At 43.3% G+C, this 18364-nt stretch carries 17 protein-coding genes; 7 read left to right on the top strand and 10 right to left on the bottom strand.

The genetic code is table 11. The annotated features are described in order from the left end of the window. Positions 1-146 precede the first annotated feature (146 nt). Positions 147-683 (top strand): gamma carbonic anhydrase family protein, encoded by a 537-nt coding sequence (locus tag BM528_RS00170; RefSeq protein WP_071978160.1) that lies wholly within the window; start codon positions 147-149, stop codon positions 681-683. Positions 684-812: 129 nt separating this feature from the next. Here the strand turns inward: BM528_RS00170 and aroE are convergent, their stop codons facing one another. After that, positions 813-1640, bottom strand: coding sequence for a shikimate dehydrogenase (gene aroE / locus BM528_RS00165; RefSeq protein WP_071978159.1), 828 nt, complete (start codon positions 1638-1640; stop codon positions 813-815). On the opposite strand from aroE, the gene BM528_RS00160 reads away from it, so the two are divergent. Continuing rightward, positions 1639-2070, top strand: coding sequence for a group II truncated hemoglobin (locus BM528_RS00160; protein ID WP_071978158.1), 432 nt, complete (start codon positions 1639-1641; stop codon positions 2068-2070). The genes aroE and BM528_RS00160 overlap by 2 nt on opposite strands. A 131-nt stretch (positions 2071-2201) precedes the next feature. On the opposite strand, the gene BM528_RS00155 is transcribed toward BM528_RS00160, so the two are convergent. The 7 genes from BM528_RS00155 to BM528_RS00125 form a co-directional block, all read right to left on the bottom strand. Beyond that, entirely contained in the window at positions 2202-2876 is a 675-nt protein-coding gene (locus BM528_RS00155) for an OmpW/AlkL family protein (protein WP_071978157.1), read from the bottom strand. A 247-nt stretch (positions 2877-3123) separates the two neighbouring features. Next, the gene (gene hemF, locus BM528_RS00150) at positions 3124-4056 is read right to left on the bottom strand and encodes an oxygen-dependent coproporphyrinogen oxidase (RefSeq protein ID WP_071978156.1); all 933 of its coding nucleotides are present in this window, start codon (positions 4054-4056) and stop codon (positions 3124-3126) included. Beyond that, positions 4053-4658, bottom strand: a complete 606-nt coding sequence (locus BM528_RS00145; protein ID WP_071978155.1) for a Sua5/YciO/YrdC/YwlC family protein — start codon at positions 4656-4658, stop codon at positions 4053-4055. Before BM528_RS00145 ends, hemF begins: the two co-directional genes overlap by 4 nt. Positions 4659-4681: 23 nt before the next feature. Next, positions 4682-5224 carry a DNA topoisomerase family protein gene (locus tag BM528_RS00140; RefSeq protein ID WP_071978154.1) on the bottom strand — a complete coding sequence of 181 codons (543 nt, stop codon included), beginning with the start codon at positions 5222-5224 and terminating at the stop codon, positions 4682-4684. An 85-nt stretch (positions 5225-5309) separates the two neighbouring features. Further along, on the bottom strand, positions 5310-5786 hold the full coding sequence (locus tag BM528_RS00135) for a DUF494 family protein (protein ID WP_032095212.1): 477 nt from the start codon (positions 5784-5786) through the stop codon (positions 5310-5312). Between the two features lies 1 nt (position 5787). Continuing rightward, the gene (dprA, locus tag BM528_RS00130) at positions 5788-6903 is read right to left on the bottom strand and encodes a DNA-processing protein DprA (protein WP_071978153.1); all 1116 of its coding nucleotides are present in this window, start codon (positions 6901-6903) and stop codon (positions 5788-5790) included. A gap of 40 nt (positions 6904-6943) precedes the next feature. Next, positions 6944-8011: a LysM peptidoglycan-binding domain-containing protein gene (locus BM528_RS00125; RefSeq protein WP_071978152.1), complete on the bottom strand. Its 1068-nt coding sequence runs from the start codon at positions 8009-8011 to the stop codon at positions 6944-6946. 222 nt (positions 8012-8233) lie between these two features. On the opposite strand from BM528_RS00125, the gene def reads away from it, so the two are divergent. From def to trkA, 4 genes are read left to right on the top strand one after another with little or no spacing between them, the layout of a single operon-like run. Continuing rightward, complete coding sequence (gene def, locus BM528_RS00120) at positions 8234-8743, top strand: peptide deformylase (protein ID WP_071978151.1); 510 nt, start codon at positions 8234-8236, stop codon at positions 8741-8743. 8 nt (positions 8744-8751) lie between these two features. Further along, positions 8752-9708 (top strand): methionyl-tRNA formyltransferase, encoded by a 957-nt coding sequence (fmt, locus tag BM528_RS00115; protein WP_071978150.1) that lies wholly within the window; start codon positions 8752-8754, stop codon positions 9706-9708. After that, positions 9705-11033, top strand: a complete 1329-nt coding sequence (gene rsmB, locus BM528_RS00110) for a 16S rRNA (cytosine(967)-C(5))-methyltransferase RsmB (RefSeq protein ID WP_071978149.1) — start codon at positions 9705-9707, stop codon at positions 11031-11033. The genes fmt and rsmB overlap by 4 nt, the downstream gene beginning before the upstream one ends. A gap of 18 nt (positions 11034-11051) precedes the next feature. Continuing rightward, positions 11052-12431, top strand: coding sequence for a Trk system potassium transporter TrkA (trkA, locus tag BM528_RS00105; protein WP_071978148.1), 1380 nt, complete (start codon positions 11052-11054; stop codon positions 12429-12431). 74 nt (positions 12432-12505) lie between these two features. On the opposite strand, the gene BM528_RS00100 is transcribed toward trkA, so the two are convergent. Then, positions 12506-13957: a TrkH family potassium uptake protein gene (locus tag BM528_RS00100; protein ID WP_071978147.1), complete on the bottom strand. Its 1452-nt coding sequence runs from the start codon at positions 13955-13957 to the stop codon at positions 12506-12508. 149 nt (positions 13958-14106) lie between these two features. Beyond that, on the bottom strand, positions 14107-14760 hold the full coding sequence (gene elbB, locus BM528_RS00095; RefSeq protein WP_071978146.1) for an isoprenoid biosynthesis glyoxalase ElbB: 654 nt from the start codon (positions 14758-14760) through the stop codon (positions 14107-14109). Between the two features lie 408 nt (positions 14761-15168). Between elbB and polA the strand changes: the two genes are divergently transcribed. Further along, on the top strand, positions 15169-17973 hold the full coding sequence (gene polA, locus BM528_RS00085) for a DNA polymerase I (protein ID WP_071978144.1): 2805 nt from the start codon (positions 15169-15171) through the stop codon (positions 17971-17973). Positions 17974-18364: the final 391 nt, after the last annotated feature.

Here is an 18364-nt window from a genome sequence, read left to right as displayed (position 1 = left end):
CTATAAAGGTAGTAGAGACTTACTTCAGGAGGGTTGCTGTTTTGCTTTTCCCCCGAAGCGGATGCGCATTTTAGGGAAATGAGCGCTCACGTCAACACTTATTTTAAAAAAAGTGTCACATTCTTTCCGAACGCTCAAAATACCTAGTGGCTTTACGCACGTACAAATCAGTAGCACCAAATATAGGTGAACGTTGTTATATTGATGAGTCGTCTGTGTTAGTGGGAGACGTATCTCTTGGTAACGACAGCAGCATATGGCCGTTAGTTGCCGGACGGGGAGACGTTAACAAAATTCAGATTGGAAATAGAACTAATATTCAAGACGGCACAGTACTGCACGTTACTCGCCGCTCTACGCAGAATCCCGACGGGTTTCCCCTTATTATAGGCGATGATGTTACCGTAGGTCATAAATGCATGCTTCACGGCTGCCAGCTGGGAAATCGAATACTTGTTGGTATGGGCGCGATAATCATGGATGGCGCTATTGTGGAGGACGATGTGTTTATAGGTGCGGGTACCCTGGTGCCTCCTAACAAGCGTTTAGAAAGCGGATACCTTTATGTTGGAAATCCAATGCAAAAGAAACGCCCCCTTAAGGAAAGTGAATCGGCGTTCCTTAAACAATCTGCTATTAACTACGTTATTTTGAAAGACGAATATATCGAAGATACCAAATAGCCGTTTGCTAGCCATACAAGCACTATTGAACTTACGCCTTCTTATTCAATACTATCTGTAGAAGGCTATTTTTATATTCTAAAGATTCTCTGCGCTCTTTTTACAAATAGCGTTTACTCGTTCTGTATGTCACTGGTTATTTATAAGCTCACGGACCTTGTTCACTATGGCATTAGTTTTTGGCTGTTTTCCAGTCCATATAGAAAATGCAGCAGCAGCTTGCTCAACTAACATGCCCAAGCCGTCTAAACGCTTTTTGACTCCATATTTATGCGCCTCTTGCATAAACACGGTCGGCGAGTTTTTATAAACCATGTCGTAAACAACTTCGCATTCATCTAATAGTGCTTCAGACATATGGCAGGGTAACTCTTGATGCAAACTCGCAGCCGTTGAATTAATAGTTATATGCGGCTTTATAGCGGCAATATCATCTAGCGCAACGACATCTAAATTTGAGTTGCTCACGGCCGCGGAAATTTGCTGCGCTTTTTCTAATGTTCTATTGGTAATGATTAACTGAGCAACTGAAGCTTCTAATAAGGGAGATATTACGCCACGTGCCGCACCACCCGCGCCAATTAACAGCACACGCTTATTCTCGAGCTGTACATTGTTGTTCAACAAATCATTAACTAACCCAACGCCGTCTGTATTGAAACCTTTAATCGAACCATCCGGACACTTCATCAGCGTGTTTGCGGCCTGTGCGTCTTGCGCTGCCTGGTCATCTATATTTGCCATATTAAACGCATCGAGTTTAAACGGCATAGTAACGTTACAACCAACCGCCTCTGGTTGTGCCAAAAACGATGACGCCTTTTCAACGAAGCCATCAACTGGCGCTAATATTTTTTCATATGAAATGACCTCTTCACATTGTTCAGCAAACATTTGATGAATGGTTGGTGATAAACTCTGCTCAATAGGATTTCCAAATACGGCGAATTTTTTCATGGGAATACGTAACTTCTTTAATATAAAACGAAAGGGCGAAAACCGCGTAGATGAGACTACACCATATTACCGCATAGGTGGAGAGGAGAAAGTTCGAGAACTAGCAAATAGGTTTTATGATGTAATGGAAACCGATCCACTAGCCGCAGAGTTACTGGCTATGCATCCAATGCCTCTTGATAGAATACGGCACGTATTCTTTCTTTACTTGAGTTTATGGATGGGAGGTCCCGATGACTATCAACAGCAATTCGGCCACCCTAGATTGAGAGCTCGCCATTTGCCTTTTAATGTCACTCCAGCTTTAAAAGAGCAATGGATGTACTGCATGAGAAAGGCAATGTTTTCTACTACAGATGACATTATGCTTGCGAACAAGCTGCTTCAGGCATTAGAGCAACTGTCTAGCCATATGATTAATTCAAAATAAAAAAGCGCGTTACTGAACCGTATTGTCCTAAAAGATAAAAATCAAATAGAGGCAAACTCAGTGACGCGCAGACTTTTTAACGGTTTATGCTCTTTTTGGCATATTTCGCAGTTGCATAGCATTGCGTTTGGTTAGAAAGTATAACCAACCGACACAGTATAAACCCAAGGGTCAATTTCTATATCGTTTACCGCACCGCTGGCTTCACCAACTTTAAAGCTGGCTTCTGTGTCAATATCGATAAAGCGAACCGACGCGTTTACATGCCATTTGTCATCAACAATATAATCCATACCCACTTGAGCAGATAAGCCAAAAGAATTATCCAGTGATAAATCGCTCAGGCCAGCTTGGCTATTTGCCGAAGTAAATTCTTCGTCGAAGATAAACGTGTAGTTAATGCCCGCGCCAACATAAGGTTGAAATGCTGAGCTGGCATCGTTGAAATAGTAGTTAGCGGTTAATGTTGGCGGAAGGTGTGTTACCTCACCAAGCTTATTGCCAGTGCCCAATGGATCGGCCACTGAAAACTCAACATCGTGTTTGAACGGCGTCGCTGCAAGCAATTCAATATTGATGTTGTCTGTAACAAAGTAGGCTATGTTAAGACCAAGCTGCGTATCGTTTCCGATATTCAACGCAACGCCCAAGTCGGCGCCACCCGCAACAATATTAGAGGTAGATTCGTCTGGCGCTACAGTTGTTAAACCGCCTCGAACAAGCCAGTCACCTTGTTGATGAGCATTAGCGAACGGAGCAACAGCCGCTAGAGCAAGACAGATTGCTGATATAGTTTGTGTGCGCATAGTGTGTCTCTCGTGTATTTAAATAAGATGGCGCCACTTTAACGCCTGTAGTACGAGAGGTGTTGATCTAGCGCAAGTTTCGCTAGCTACTGAATACGCTTCAGATTCAATGTTGATTTAGATCAAAAGAGAAGGTTGAAAACACGTAGCCGAGGGGGCTTTCAACACGGCTACGCTTCACTTTGTGCGTAAAAAGCTCGCATGATAATTGGATTAGTTAAGACTAATGACAACAACTCAGCTTTCGTTACCAGTCTGTTGGCTTCAACCAATCTGTTAATTTTGCTTCTGCACTGCCAGAGGCCGGAGAATAACAATATTCCCAGCGCGCTAATGGCGGCATAGACATTAGAATAGACTCGGTTCTCCCCCCGGTCTGTAAGCCAAATAGCGTGCCGCGGTCGAACACTAAGTTAAACTCTACGTAGCGTCCTCTCCGGTAAAGCTGAAAGTCTCGCTCTCTCTCACCATACGCAGTATTTTTTCGTCGCTCAATAATGGGCACATAGGCATCAATATATCCGTTACCCACTGCCTGCATAAAGGCAAATGATTGGTCAAACCCCCACTCATTCAGGTCGTCAAAAAACAGTCCTCCAACGCCACGAGTTTCATTGCGATGCTTGAGATAAAAATAGTCGTCGCACCACTTTTTATATTTCGAGTAAATATCGTCTCCAAAAGGCAAGCACAACTTTTTAGCGGTGTCGTGCCAATGTTGAACATCTTCTTTGAAAGGATAAAACGGCGTGAGGTCAAATCCACCACCAAACCACCAAATGGGTGATTCGCCCTCTTTTTCTGCAATAAAAAAGCGAACATTGGCGTGAGACGTAGGCACATAAGGATTATGAGGATGAATAACCAATGATACCCCCATTGCCTGAAAATTCCTGCCAGCCAATTCTGGGCGATTAGCCGTTGCAGATGCTGGCATTTGGCTACCAAATACATGGGAGAAGTTTACCCCACCCTGCTCAACCACATTGCCATTTTTCATGACACGAGAGCGACCGCCGCCGCCTTCTTCTCGAACCCAGCTGTCTTCAGCAAATTGTCCCTTACCATCGGCCAACTCTATAGTTTGGCAGATAGTATCTTGCAGGTTTAGTAGATAAGACTTTACTGCTTCAATAACCTCGGCGGCATTTTTGCCATCAAGTAATTCTGCTGACATCATGATCTGATTATTTCTCCTGTGTCTCCATCTCTTATCGTGCTGGGTTTGTCATTCCCTCCTACTTCGCCATCAACATAAGTAACAGAGTTGCCAAATATATCTCTCGCTTCTTCGATAGAACGGGCCGGTGGCTGCCCTGCTAAGTTTGCGCTGGTAGAAACAATAGGTTTGCCTAGTTTATTACACAGACCTGTGACTACAGCGTGATTTGTCACTCGAACTGCAATTTTATCATGAGAGCCCGTTAGCCACTCAGGAGCCGTTTTCGACTTAGGTAATAACCAGGTTATGGCACCAGGCCAACTTGAAAATATGTCAGTACGCCGGTGTTGTGGCACCGCCTCGTCATCGACATAGGGAAGCAACTGACTATAGTTAGCAGCAATCAGAATAACGCCCTTTTCTACAGGGCGCTGCTTTGTCTTCAGTAGGAAATCCACTGCGGCTTTGTTATCTGGGTCACATCCAATGCCCATAACGGCCTCTGTGGGATACACCAAAAGCTTACCGGCGTGAAATGCTTCAACAATAGGATCGCTGCTAGCTGCCCCTTCGTCATCCGGGCTGTATATATCTACGCTCCCGTTTTGGGTATCAGACATTGTTTGTTATCTCTAAGTGATGTTTATTTTTTAAAGCCGCATAAAGGCTGAGGGCATGCATATTCACTTTTTTTGTGAATTAATACGCCCCAACCACATTCTGGACACGCTTCATTGATGGGTTCAGAATTTAGCACATATCTGCATTTGGGATAATGATTACAGGCAAAAAACTGTTTCCCATATTTGCTGGTGCGGGAAATTAATTCACCCACTTTACATTTTGGACAATGAACGTGGGTTTCTTCTTGTTGCTTAAGCGGTGCAATGAAGTGGCAAACTGGAAAATTGGTACAGCCAATAAACATACCATAGCGGCCTTTCTTAATTCCCAGCTCTGATGAGCAATCAGGACACGTTACTCCGTCTAACGTTTTGAGTAGGGTGGTTTGATTATCGTGTAAGGGTTTACTGAAATTACAGGCAGGATAAGCAGTGCAACCAATAAACGGACCGCTTTTGCTATTTTTTATATGTAACGGCTTACCGCAGTCAGGACAATCACCAAAACTGTCTTCTAGTGCGTGCTCATTTGCTGAAAATAACGAGTGGTCTATTTTAGGCATGGTGGGATAACGTGGATAACTGCGTAATGATAAAAGCCACCACTGCAATACTGTAGGGCGGCTACTGGCTTATCATTGGAGTGCATTAATGAAGAACGCCGTCTGGCTCTTCAAAAAGCAAATCTTCCATTTGGGCATACGCTTTTTCTTTTCCTGGTACATTAAACAGCACCATAAGCACAACCCACTTTAAATCTTCTAGACAGAATTCGTTAGAATCTATTTCCATTACTCGATCGATGACCATTTCTCGAGTAGAAGCATCGAGCACGTTAACTTGCTCAAGGAACATAAGAAAGCCTCTGCACTCTACGTCTAAACGCATTTGCTCTTCATGCGTGTAAATGCGGCTTAAACTTGTATTAATTCCCTTACAAAAATAAGGCTTAATGTCTGTTTCTTGCAAAGCAGCTAATTTTTCTAACCACGCGAGCGCCTTATATATCTCATCATGATGAAAACCAGCCCGCACTAACTCGTCGGTCAGTTCATCTTGATCGACACGTATTTCAGTCTCACTATGGATGAAATTTTCAAACAGATACATGAGGATATCGAACATTTTAATTGCCCCTCAATTTAATGTAACCGCCAGGGACAGCAGTTACTAAATCGCACAACTCGTATTCTAGTAATAATGCCATGGCCTGCTGGACAGGCATGGAGCCGCGCTGCGCTATAACATCTATTGCGGTAACGTCGTAATCCACACTAGCTAATAATTTATCAGTTGCCAAGCTATTCAATTCACTTTTTTCACTTTCAACGCACCTACTCTCTTTTTCAGGTAACGCCTCAATGGCTAATTCGTCGAAAATGTCATTAACATTCGTAACTAATTTAGCGCCCTGTTGAATTAACCAATGACATCCTTGGGCATGCGTATTAAAAATACTCCCGGGAATAGCAAAAACATCTCGCCCCAGATCTGCGGCCATATTTGCTGTTATCAAGGTACCGCTTTGAATTTTTGCCTCTACCACCAGCGTACCTAAAGACATTGCTGCAATGATTCTATTTCTCCTTGGAAAATGCCAAGCTTTGGCAGGAATACCGGGGAAGAACTCTGTAATAATAGCACCTTCAGCTGCAAGAATATCAGAATGTAGTGATTTGTGTTTAAAAGGGTAAATAGAATCTGGTCCTGTGCCCATTACTGCAATGGTTTTACCGCATCCATGTAAAGCGCCTTTATGCGATGCTGCATCTATACCAAGCGCCATGCCGCTTGTTACTGTAATGCCTTTGATAGAAAGCGCTGCTGCCATCTCTTCAGCTGTTTTCTTGCCTTGAAAGCTTGCTCGACGACTACCTACCATCGCTATTTGCGACTGTTGCAACAGCGACGCATTACCTTTAACGAAAATTACGAGAGGTGGATTATCTAAACTTGCGAGCATATCTGGGTAATCGCAACAACCGAAAGTGATCATTTTATTTTCGGATGCTTCGTCTAACCATATTAATGCTTTTTCAACCGACTTCTCGCAAACTTTGTTCAATAAGGTTTTAGCATTTTCTGGCAGAGAACGCTCAGGGTTAACATTGAATAGATCTTCAGGCCTACAAGATAAGCTAGCTAACAGCGCTAACCACTTTTTCGTCGCTATGCTGTATGAGGAAGCTAGACGAAGCCATGCTGCTGCATTTTTGGAAAGGGTACTTGAAGAATGATGCATTGCCGCTCCGTAGTTAGCGCGGCAATTATCATATGTCGCGTTATGGATTTGCGACTATAAAGCCGCGTTTTATACCTGTGTTTGCTCGGGTGATTAAGCCATAGCTTGCCGCGCTAAAAGTTTTGTAGATTATGACCTCTCCCACTTTAAGGGCCGGCTGCTCTACTGCATTAATAAGCCACTCACGCCCGCTTTGTATTTGTGAGTTGGTAACGTATTTAGGCGTATCGTCGTTGATGATAGAGGGGCCCTTTGCATAAATGCCCATTACGGTACCGGGTTCTACTTCCGAGTCACCCAAATCGAGAATAATCACATCGTATTTTCCCAATAAATCGTGATCGTGAACATCACCGATAACAAAGCCTCTCTGCACTGTAGCCGGTTTTAACACTAAGCTTTTCTCATGGGAAAAGTTCCCCTCGAACAACTTGTCTCCCAAATTCGTCTCTTGGGTAGACTGAGTAAGCGACAGTAGCATCGAGTCGTCATCTATCGACTCTGTAAATACCTGGGCATCAGCTACGTGAGAAACCTGCACCCCTAATACTCTTCCATCGAGGTTTTTGATGATAGATTGCTTTCTCACTACGTGTAACTGTTCAGTAGTATTGAAATTCGGCTCACTGACAACCAAATCATCAGCGGCAAAGCGCACATTCGCGTCTTTATTTCCTAACACCCTTGGCATCATATCGAAGCTGTCTAAATCAATGATGGTGTGTTGATTTATATACGGTGCAATAGCACTCCAATCCAATGTATCTATAGGCGACGGTTTTACTCGCTTTTCAGCCTGGGGAGAAAGCGAAAGAAAGGGTTTGTCACGCTGGATTGAAAACACGGGTTCGCCGTCTATCATGCCCACAATAATAACATCGCCGGGATAGATTAAGTGAGGGTTGTCGATTTGTGTATTCGTTCTCCATAACTCAGGCCATAGCCACGGCTTGTTGAGAAAAATAGTTGCGATATCCCATAACGTATCACCGCGTTTTACCGTGTAAGTTTGCGGAGCACTGTCTTTGAGCTGCAGGGCGAGCACAGGCAAAGTTAGAAATGCCAACGTTGCAGCTATTATTAATTGCCCATATTTTTTTAATCGCATATTCAAATTAGATTCCCGCAAAAGTTTCGCTGTCGCTTATTGTTGCTTTTTAAGACAATACCACTATATCGACAGTTACGCGTGTTCTTAAAGGACTATGGCAAAAAACTGCACTAAAGTCTGTGTTATACGTTAGAATAGTAAGTAAATTGGCACTGTAAAGTGCGTTGGTAAATAGATCGTATATGAATTTATACAGCGAAAAGGCAAAGTAAGCGACAAATGGCAATATTAGATGTATTAAGTTTTCCCGACGAACGTCTTCGCACGGTAGCAAAGCCGGTCGACAACGTGAACGACGAAATTAAGCAACTTGTTTCAGACATGTTTGAAACAATGAAAGACGAAAAAGGTATCGGTCTTGCCGCTACCCAAGTAGATCGTCACGTTCAGGTTGTGGTGATGGATGTGTCAGAGGAACAAAACGAACCTCGCGTTTTCATTAACCCTGAAATTACGCGAAAAGAAGGCGCAACAATCAGCGAAGAAGGTTGTCTTTCTGTGCCCGGCAACTATGCAAAAGTAGAGCGTGCAGAAGCTATCACAGTGAAAGCACTTGATGCTAATGGCGACAGCTTTGAGTTAGAAGCAGAGGGGCTACTTGCGATTTGCATTCAGCATGAGCTTGACCACCTTAGAGGCGTTTTATTTATCGATTACCTCTCGCCGTTAAAGCGTCAACGTATTCGCAAAAAGCTCGAAAAAGAAGCTAGACTAGCAGCCAGAGCTTAAGGAAAACCGTGACAGCGCCACTTAGAATTATTTTTGCCGGTACCCCGGATTTTGCAGCTAAACACTTAGCGGCTCTTATTGAAAGTGAGCACGAGGTTATCGCTGTATATACTCAGCCCGACCGCCCTGCTGGACGCGGAAAGAAGTTAACCGCAAGCCCAGTTAAGCAGCTCGCAGAAACACACCATATACCTATTTACCAACCTGAATCTTTGAAAGAAGAAGAGGCACAGCGCATTCTAGCCGAACTCAATGCTGACATTATGGTGGTGGTTGCTTACGGTTTGATACTGCCAAAAGCTGTTTTAAATGCGCCTAAATACGGATGTATTAATGTACATGGCTCTATATTACCTAAATGGCGTGGAGCTGCGCCAATACAGCGCTCAATCTGGGCTGGCGATGCTGAATCTGGCGTAACTATTATGCAAATGGACGAAGGTTTAGACACCGGTGATATGCTTCATATAGCTACACTTCCCATTGAGAGTAACGATACAAGTGCAACCTTATACAACAAACTTGCTGAGCTTGGTCCAATAGCGCTGATTGATGTTTTGCAACGCTTAGTAAGCATAACACCGCAAAAACAAGATGACGCACTCGCAAGTTATGCGAAAAAGCTCTCCAAAGAAGAAGCTCAGATTAATTGGGAAGAAAGCGCAGAGCAAATTGAGCGAAATATCAGAGCGTTTAACCCGTGGCCCGTGGCGTGGATGAGAGTAGAGAAACAAAACGTTAAGGTATGGTCAGCGTTCGTAGAGCCTTGTTCAGTTGATGTGAGCCCTGGCACAATTATAAGCGCGAATAAATCGGGCATTACAGTAGCAACAGGCAAAGATGCCTTAACAATAACATTGTTACAAATTCCTGGTAAAAAGCCTTTATCTGCTGCTGACGTTATTAATGCACGTAAAGCTTGGTTCGAACCAGGTTGCTCATTACATCAAGTAGATTCGTTGTGAAACCACTCCCGTTACCAAAACAAAAGAACCTGCGCGCAGACTGCGCGTGGGTTATTTATCAAATTCTTGAGCAAGGGAAGTCATCTAGAGACTGCTTAGAAAGGGTTCAGAGAAGGCACAACGTTCGCGATAACGCATGGCTACAAGAAATGTCTCTTGGCGTGATGCGAAAACTGCCATTATTACAACACTGGCTTCGAACACTGCTCGACCGCCCTCTTAAAGGGAACAAAAAAGTACTCGAACACTTAATCATGTTGGGGCTTTATCAACTTGCCTTTTCAAGGGTAAGTAAACACGCAGCGGTGGGCGAGACAGTTGCAGCCGCATCATATTTAGGCGGAACTGGACTTAAAGGTTTAGTAAACGCCGTATTGCGAAACTTTCAGCGAGAAGACTTGGCCTCACGCCCAGTTGAAGATCCGATTATTAATAGCGGCCTCCCAAAGTGGCTTTTTAAAGCCATAGAATCGGCATATAACGATGACGCCAATGCAGTCAGACAGGCTACCAACGACATGGCCCCTATCTGGCTTAGGGTAAACTCTCGCCAAATACACAAAGATGACTTTGCTTCGCTATTAACAAAAGCAAACGTTGAATTTTCATTTAGCAATGAGCATGAAAACGGGATCGTTTTAAAGTCACGAGAAGACATAACAGCCTTGCCTGGTTTTGATAAAGGTTTTTTTGCCGTTCAAGACGGCGCAGCACAACTTGCTGCGCATTATCTCAACCCTCAAAATGGCGAGCGAGTTCTCGATTGTTGCGCAGCACCTGGCGGTAAAACGGGTCACATTGCTGAATTAGCACCTAAGTTGGCTTACTGCTTAGCACTTGATGCTGATGAAAAGCGATTACAGCGAGTGCACGAAAATATGGATCGCCTCAAACACAGTGTCGAAATCAAACAAGGTGATGCTACCAATCCATCACAGTGGTGGGACGGAGAGCTCTTCGATCGTATTTTACTAGACGCGCCCTGCTCTGCCACAGGAGTTATTCGCCGCCACCCCGATATTCGCTGGCTAAGAAAGTCTAGCGATATAGATAATTTAGCTGCATTACAGCGAGAGATATTGAGTGCGTTGTGGAAGTTGTTAAAGCCTGGTGGCACCCTGCTTTATGCAACATGCTCAATTCTACCGAAAGAAAATAAGGCACAAGTTGCTCGCTTTATTGCCGAAACGGAAGACGCCAATTTGCAACCAATAATTAAGACAGAAACCAATGAAAATCCTGGTCGTCAGATTCTGCCGGGTGAGCAACAAATGGATGGTTTCTATTATGCTAGACTGGTAAAGTCGTCTTGCGCAATTAGGTAACAGGGCTAGTTAATAACGATGAAAATCATCATTTTGGGTGCAGGTCAGGTTGGTGGAACGCTAGCTGAAAACTTAGTGGGTGAGAATAACGAGATTACCGTTATTGACTCAGACCCCAATATTCTGCGCTCACTTCAAGATAGACTCGATTTGCAAGTTGTCACCGGCGTTGGCTCTCACCCTGATGTACTACGAAGCGCTGGGGCGGAAGATGCCGATATGCTCATTGCTGTTACTAATAGTGATGAAAGTAATATGCTCGCCTGTCAGGTAGCGTACAGTCTATTTAAAACACCCACTAAAATAGCCCGAGTTCGCTCTGAACAATATATCATTTACCAAGCTCAACTTTATAAACAACAAGATATTCCCGTCGACCATATCATTGCGCCCGAACAGCTCGTAACCAAAGCAATAAAACGCTTAATAGACTATCCTGGCGCACTGCAGGTTGTTGAGTTTGCCGAGGGCAAAGCAAGCCTTGTTGCTGTAAAAGCTTATTATGGTGGACTGCTCGTAGGTCACGCTCTGTCTGCATTGAAAGATCATATGCCGAATGTAGAAACACGGGTAGCGGCAATTTATCGTCGCGGACGCCCTATTCGCCCATTAGGCACCACTGTGATAGAAGCAGACGATGAAGTCTTTTTTATTGCCGCAACCAAACATATCCGGGCGGTAATGAGCGAACTACAAAAGCTAGAGTCTAGCTATAAGCGCATTATGATCGCAGGCGGTGGGTTAATCGGAGCAGGTCTAGCGAAGAAGCTTGAGCATAACCATAACGTTAAACTAATAGAGTTTAGCGCAGAGCGAGCGAAATACCTTGCTGCTCATTTAGACAAAACCATTGTATTTAGCGGAGATGCCTCCGACCCTGAACTATTAGGCGAAGAAAATATCGAGCAGGTGGACGCATTCATCGCAGTCACTAATGACGATGAAGCCAACATCATGTCTGCCATGCTAGCCAAGCGAATGGGCGCAAAAAAGGCAATGGTGCTTATTCAACGAGGCGCCTATGTTGACTTAGTTCAGGGTGGGGAAATTGATATTGCTTTCTCTCCTCAGCAGGCAACCATATCTGCCCTGCTTACTCATGTAAGGCGTGGAGACATAGTGAACGTTTACTCACTTCGCAGAGGCGCGGCAGAAGCAATTGAAGCAATCGCCCATGGTGATGAGAATACCTCTAAAGTGGTGGGCAAACAAATTGGCGATATTAAGTTACCACCAGGAACAACGATTGGCGCTGTGGTAAGAGACGATCAGGTGATCATTGCCCATAGTGATACAAAGATAGAGGCCGACGATCACATCATTCTATTCTTAGTTGATAAAAAGTATATCAGCGATGTAGAGAAGCTATTCCAACCAAGCGCTTTCTTCTTCGGTTAAAAAGATAGGCAGCTGTTTATCAATAGTTATCTGATAATAGCGGTGCTTTGTTGAAATCGATTTATCAACAAAACTTAGCTTCTCCAAAACGTTGGAGAGAAAAGTACAAGCAACGAAAATACTTCTAATCGCCCAAATACCATTGCTAACACCAGCAACCATTTCCCGCCATCAGTTACCTCTGCATAATTTGCAGCAACGCTACCTAAGCCTGGGCCAAGGTTGTTTAGCATGGCAGCTGTTGCAGTAAAGGCACTTAAGTTATCTAGCCCCGTGGCAATTAGCCCTATCATGATAAGTACGAATACAATTGCATAGGCTGAAAAGAAGCCCCATACCGCTTCTACCACTTTGTCCGGCATTGCTCTATCGCCAAATTTTACTGCATACACAGCTTTGGGGTGAATGAGCCTGTCTACCTCACGTTTACCCTGCAAAAACAGCAAACACACTCTCACCACCTTTAATCCACCGCCGGTAGAGCTTGCACAGCCGCCGATAAAACTGGAAAAAATAAGCATAATAGGCAAAAAGGTAGGCCAGACAGAAAAGTCTGTGGTAGCAAAACCTGCGGTTGTACTTATAGACACCGCTTGAATCATTGCTTGATCTAAAGCGGTTTCGGCAGAACTGTAATAACCAGAAAGTGTTAGAACAAGAAAGCAAATTGAAATCAGCGTAGCCTGAATAATGAAAAAAGCTTTGAACTCAGGATCTTTGAAATATCCACGCATAGAACGAGAGCTTACTGCAGCATAGTGAAGTGAAAAGTTAAGCGCTGCTATTAGTAAAAATACGGTACACACTACGTTTACCATAGGACTGGAAAAATAACCTAAGCTGGCATCATGGTTTGAAAAACCTCCAATGGCGACGGTGGAGAATGCATGACAAATTGCGTCAAAGACATTCATACCAGCAAGCCAATAAGCCCCGGCACAAGCGATAGTAATAGAAAGGTAAATATACCAAAGATGCTTTGCCGTATCGGCAATACGCGGCGTCATCTTATTATCTTTAACCGGGCCTGGTGTTTCAGCACGATAGAGCTGCATCCCCCCAACACCTAAGATAGGTAAAATAGCCACGGCTAACACAATGATCCCCATACCGCCTAGCCATTGAAGCTGTTGACGATAGAACTGAACGGAATGAGGTAAAAAATCAATCCCCTCTATTACTGTAGCACCAGTAGTAGTAAGCCCTGAGAAAGATTCAAAAAACGCGTCTGTTACTGTCATGCTAGGTTGCTCTAGCAAAATAAGCGGAATGGCCCCAACGCTTGCGAGCACCGACCAAAACAGTGCCACAATTAAAAAGCCTTCTCGCGCTCTCAAATCATTTTTTTGCTGTCTATTGGGATACCATAATGCCATCCCCCCTAATACACACAATATGAATGCGAGGGTAAAAGGAAGGCCACTTCCATCTTGATATATCAATGAGACAATACCAGGAGGGATCATGGTTACACTGAAAAGTGCAATGAGTAACCCTAGAATACGAATGATGGCACGATAGTGCATTGTGTGATGGCCTTTCTTTTTATAGTGACTCGTATTGTTAAGTCGCGAATGTGTAACGAAAAAACAATTAGCGCTTACACATCGATTATAGGGCTATATTGTGAGGGGGAAAACATTTGTTTTTCCTCCTCACACAGACACTATATAGTCTATTTCATTGAAAGTACTGTTTTTACCATTTTAGTAATACTGCGATAGGCTTGCGATACGTTCTCGGCAAGCATATAAGCGGGGGTGGTAACTAACTTCATCTCGTTATCAACAACCACATCATCTACTTTGCAATCTATATGGGTTGCACCTAAAGCGTTAAGTCCTTGCGCAGTTGCTTCATCGTTACCAATAGTAAGCTTTACGCCATTCCCATAAACCTTTGCAGCAAGCGCCGGAGCAATACACGCATAAGCCGCTGGCTTTTTAGCTTTTGCAAATGCTTGGCATACAGTGAGAACGTCTTCATTGAATGAACACTCGGCGCCATCTACTGCAAAAGTGCAAAGATTTTTTGCAACACCGAAGCCACCCGGCAAAATGAGTGTATCAAAAAGACTTACGTCGCATTCTGACAGTGGCTTTATATCTCCACGAGTAATGCGTGCAGACTCAACTAATACGTTTCTGGTTTCACCCTCTGCCACTTCACCTGTTAAATGGTTTATAACATGTAATTGGTCGACGTCAGGCGCAAAGCACTGGTACGACGCTCCTTCAGACTCGATCGCTAGTAATGACAAGACGGCTTCTTGTAACTCTGCACCATCATAAACACCACTTCCACTTAGAATGACAGCAACCTGCTTCATATTTTCCTCCAGACTATGTACTTTATGACTTATGCAATTGTTGGCTATAAAACAACCAAAACTTTTAAAAAAGTTCTTAACATAACGTATATTATTTGTGAATTCTTATGCTACATTATTGCGCTGATTTGGTTAAACGAAAAAATACGCAAACCAAGTTATCCACATAAAATGGAATGTTCTGTAGCAGGTACGCTGTAATTCTAATATTGCTTCATTCCCTTATTTTTCTTGCATCTGGTATTGATCAAACAATTTTTTGTGATCAAGTGGATCCGTTCGCCTGAAAATTTAGATCACAAAGTTATCCACAGGCCAAGCATTTTTTAATCTCGCGCCCTTATATGGCGATCTTTCCTTTCCTGTGGCATCCTTGCGCTCATTATCTCTGTTGAAAAGTAGCCCTCTATGCCTGAATCTAAAAAGTCACCTTTTATCCTTGTTGATGGTTCTTCCTATCTGTTTCGTGCGTTTCACGGTTTACCACCACTAACAAATTCAAAAGGTCAGGATACTGGGGCCATTTATGGTGTGGTTAACATGCTTAAAAGTCTCATTAAGCAATATAACCCAACACATATGGCAGTGGTATTTGATGCCAAAGGCAAGACCTTTCGAGATGATATTTATCCCGAGTACAAAGCCAACCGTCCAGCCATGCCAGATGAGTTGAGAAGCCAGATTGAACCTCTTCATACTATTATCAAAGCAATGGGCTTACCGGTAATTGTTGAGCCAGGTGTAGAAGCCGACGATGTTATTGGCACCTTTGCAAAACATGCCACCGAAAAAGGTATTGATACTGTTATTAGTACCGGCGATAAAGATATGGCGCAGCTAGTTAACCAACACATCACACTTATCAATACTATGACTAATCAGGTTATGGATGTTGAAGGAGTAAAAACCAAGTTCGGGATCCCGCCAGAACTAGTGATCGACTTTTTGGCATTGAAAGGCGATAAGGTTGATAACATTCCGGGCGTTCCAGGCGTAGGTGATAAAAGTGCCCAAGCCCTTCTTAATGGTATTGGCGGCATAGACGATATATATCAAAATCTCGATAAAATTGCCGATCTGTCGTTTCGAGGTAGTAAGTCGATGGCAGCGAAAATGGCAGAGTATGAAGAGCAGGCTCGCCTATCTTATACTCTAGCTACTATTAGCGTAGACCTAGAACTGGATTACGATATAGAAGCCTTAATGCCGACAAGCGCCGATAATGAAGCATTACGCGATCTATTTGCAGAGTACGAATTTAAACGTTGGCATTCGGAAGTGAGTGCGCTCCTCAATGCTGGTGAATCTGGATCTTCTGAAGCACAGGCCTCGGATAGTAAAGCTTCTAGCAGCGAGGATAAAACTTCAGAAAGCGCTTTCTCAGATGTTGAGTCGATCGACAAATCTCAATATGAAGTCATTTTTGATGAAGAGCAATTTTCTGCATGGATAGAAAAACTAAAAAAAGCTGACTTATTTGCATTTGATACAGAAACTACAAGCCTCAATTATATGGAGGCGGAAATTGTCGGCGTTTCATTCTGCATAGAGCCAGGTAAGGCAGCATACGTTCCTGTAGCACATGACTACCCTGATGCTCCTGCGCAATTATCAAGAGACCTGGTACTCGATGCACTAAAACCTATTTTAGAGTCTGAATCCGCAATAAAGGTAGGACAGCACATCAAGTATGATAAAAACGTACTTGCGAATTACGACATTACCCTTAACGGAATTGGCTTCGACACTATGCTAGAAAGCTACATGTTGAATAGCACTGCACAGCGTCATGATATGGATTCACTAGCCCTCGCTTATCTAGGGCACAAAACTATACATTTTGAAGACATTGCAGGTAAAGGAGCGAAGCAATTAACGTTTAATCAAATCGATTTAAATGAAGCAGGCCCTTATGCCGCCGAAGATGCAGACATTACTCTGCGTTTACACAATGCAATTTGGAAAAAGCTAGAGCCTATCGATTCACTTAAGCGCCTTCTTATCGACGTTGAAGTACCATTGGCATGCGTATTGTCTCGTATGGAACAGCAGGGGGTATTAATTGACAGCCAGAAACTTGGACAGCAAAGCCAAGATTTAGCGACGCGTATTGCTGAACTTGAAAAAGAAGTTCATGAAGAAGCTGGAGAATCTTTCAATTTAGGCTCTACAAAACAGCTCCAGCATATTCTATTTGAAAAAATGTCTCTGCCTGTAGTTAAAAAGACACCTAAAGGTGCGCCATCGACATCAGAGGACGTACTGCAAGAGTTGGCGTTAGAATATTCATTACCGCAGAAGATTATGGAGTACAGAGGCTTAACAAAGCTGAAAAATACCTACACAGACAAACTGCCTAAAATGATAAATCACCGTACCGGAAGAGTGCATACGTCTTATCATCAAGCTGTTACTGCAACGGGTAGATTATCGTCTACAGATCCTAACTTGCAGAATATTCCAATTCGAAATGAAGCAGGTCGCCGTGTAAGGCAAGCTTTTGTTCCTCGAAAAGGAAACAAAATTGTAGCTGCGGATTATTCTCAAATTGAGCTTCGCATTATGGCGCACCTATCGGGAGACAAAGGTTTACTAGACGCTTTTGCCCAGGGAAAAGATATTCATAAAGCAACAGCAGCTGAAGTTTTCGGTATTGCACTTGATGACGTTACCACTGACCAGCGTAGAAGCGCGAAAGCCATTAACTTTGGTCTTATTTATGGTATGAGTGCTTTTGGCTTGGCAAAACAACTCAATATTCCGCGTAACGAAGCGCAGAAATACATGGATCTGTACTTCGAGCGCTATCCCGGTGTTCTCGACTATATGGATAGTACTCGAGAAAGTGCAAAAGATAAGGGCTACGTTGAAACTGTATTCGGACGCCGTTTATACCTACCTGACATTAAAGCGAGCAACGGAGCGCGACGAAAGGGAGCCGAGCGAGCGGCTATCAATGCGCCAATGCAAGGAACTGCAGCAGACATCATTAAAATGGCGATGATTAAAGTGGATGACTGGATTGCAAAGAATGCCAGCGACGATGTGACAATGATGATGCAAGTACACGATGAATTAGTCTTTGAAATAAAAGAAGACAAAATTGATAACTATGTCGATACGATTAAAGCACTTATGGAAAGTGCTGCAACGCTTAATGTACCTCTTGATGTGGAGGTAGGCATTGGTGAAAACTGGGATGAAGCTCACTAATTTCAACTTCATTTCTTATGGCGCCAAACTTAGCTTAGCGTCATAAATCATCAATTTAAGTAATTTGATTACAACTTAATTAATTAAGATGGATGTAAATTAGGCATTTTTAGTAATTAAATTACAAATCAGTCTTGCCTTTTTGTGCCTTTATTGTAAAATTACCCATGTAGGGTACAGAGGTGAGAAAGCTGTTTTCAAACCTTTGCTTTAACCCCGGTCATTTGCCGGGGTTTTTTTATGCCTGAAGAAAAGTGGCTGGCACAGCAAAAACTAGGCGGCCTAGAGGAATTTTTTTATTATTTTCTGAGTTAATTGAACTTTCTGTATCAGCCCTACTCTATATCTACGGTTTTTATGTGTTTTCTCTCATTCAATGCCTCACTTTTTG

Origin of the sequence: Alteromonas sp. RW2A1, from assembly GCF_001886475.1 — a bacterium.
Lineage (GTDB): Bacteria > Pseudomonadota > Gammaproteobacteria > Enterobacterales > Alteromonadaceae > Alteromonas > Alteromonas hispanica.
The sequence above is the reverse complement of the archived record's forward strand: the minus strand, read 5'-3'. Positions and strand labels throughout refer to the sequence as shown.

What these genes read in the sequence shown, in the direction of transcription:
- BM528_RS00160 (WP_071978158.1), top strand. Translation starts at nt 1,639, where the DNA reads ATGGGAATACGTAACTTCTTTAATATAAAACGAAAGGGCGAAAACCGC.
- aroE (WP_071978159.1), bottom strand. Translation starts at nt 1,640, where the DNA reads ATGAAAAAATTCGCCGTATTTGGAAATCCTATTGAGCAGAGTTTATCA.
- BM528_RS00155 (WP_071978157.1), bottom strand. Translation starts at nt 2,876, where the DNA reads ATGCGCACACAAACTATATCAGCAATCTGTCTTGCTCTAGCGGCTGTT.
- hemF (WP_071978156.1), bottom strand. Translation starts at nt 4,056, where the DNA reads ATGATGTCAGCAGAATTACTTGATGGCAAAAATGCCGCCGAGGTTATT.
- BM528_RS00145 (WP_071978155.1), bottom strand. Translation starts at nt 4,658, where the DNA reads ATGTCTGATACCCAAAACGGGAGCGTAGATATATACAGCCCGGATGAC.
- BM528_RS00140 (WP_071978154.1), bottom strand. Translation starts at nt 5,224, where the DNA reads ATGCCTAAAATAGACCACTCGTTATTTTCAGCAAATGAGCACGCACTA.
- BM528_RS00135 (WP_032095212.1), bottom strand. Translation starts at nt 5,786, where the DNA reads ATGTTCGATATCCTCATGTATCTGTTTGAAAATTTCATCCATAGTGAG.
- dprA (WP_071978153.1), bottom strand. Translation starts at nt 6,903, where the DNA reads ATGCATCATTCTTCAAGTACCCTTTCCAAAAATGCAGCAGCATGGCTT.
- BM528_RS00125 (WP_071978152.1), bottom strand. Translation starts at nt 8,011, where the DNA reads ATGCGATTAAAAAAATATGGGCAATTAATAATAGCTGCAACGTTGGCA.
- def (WP_071978151.1), top strand. Translation starts at nt 8,234, where the DNA reads ATGGCAATATTAGATGTATTAAGTTTTCCCGACGAACGTCTTCGCACG.
- trkA (WP_071978148.1), top strand. Translation starts at nt 11,052, where the DNA reads ATGAAAATCATCATTTTGGGTGCAGGTCAGGTTGGTGGAACGCTAGCT.
- BM528_RS00100 (WP_071978147.1), bottom strand. Translation starts at nt 13,957, where the DNA reads ATGCACTATCGTGCCATCATTCGTATTCTAGGGTTACTCATTGCACTT.
- elbB (WP_071978146.1), bottom strand. Translation starts at nt 14,760, where the DNA reads ATGAAGCAGGTTGCTGTCATTCTAAGTGGAAGTGGTGTTTATGATGGT.
- polA (WP_071978144.1), top strand. Translation starts at nt 15,169, where the DNA reads ATGCCTGAATCTAAAAAGTCACCTTTTATCCTTGTTGATGGTTCTTCC.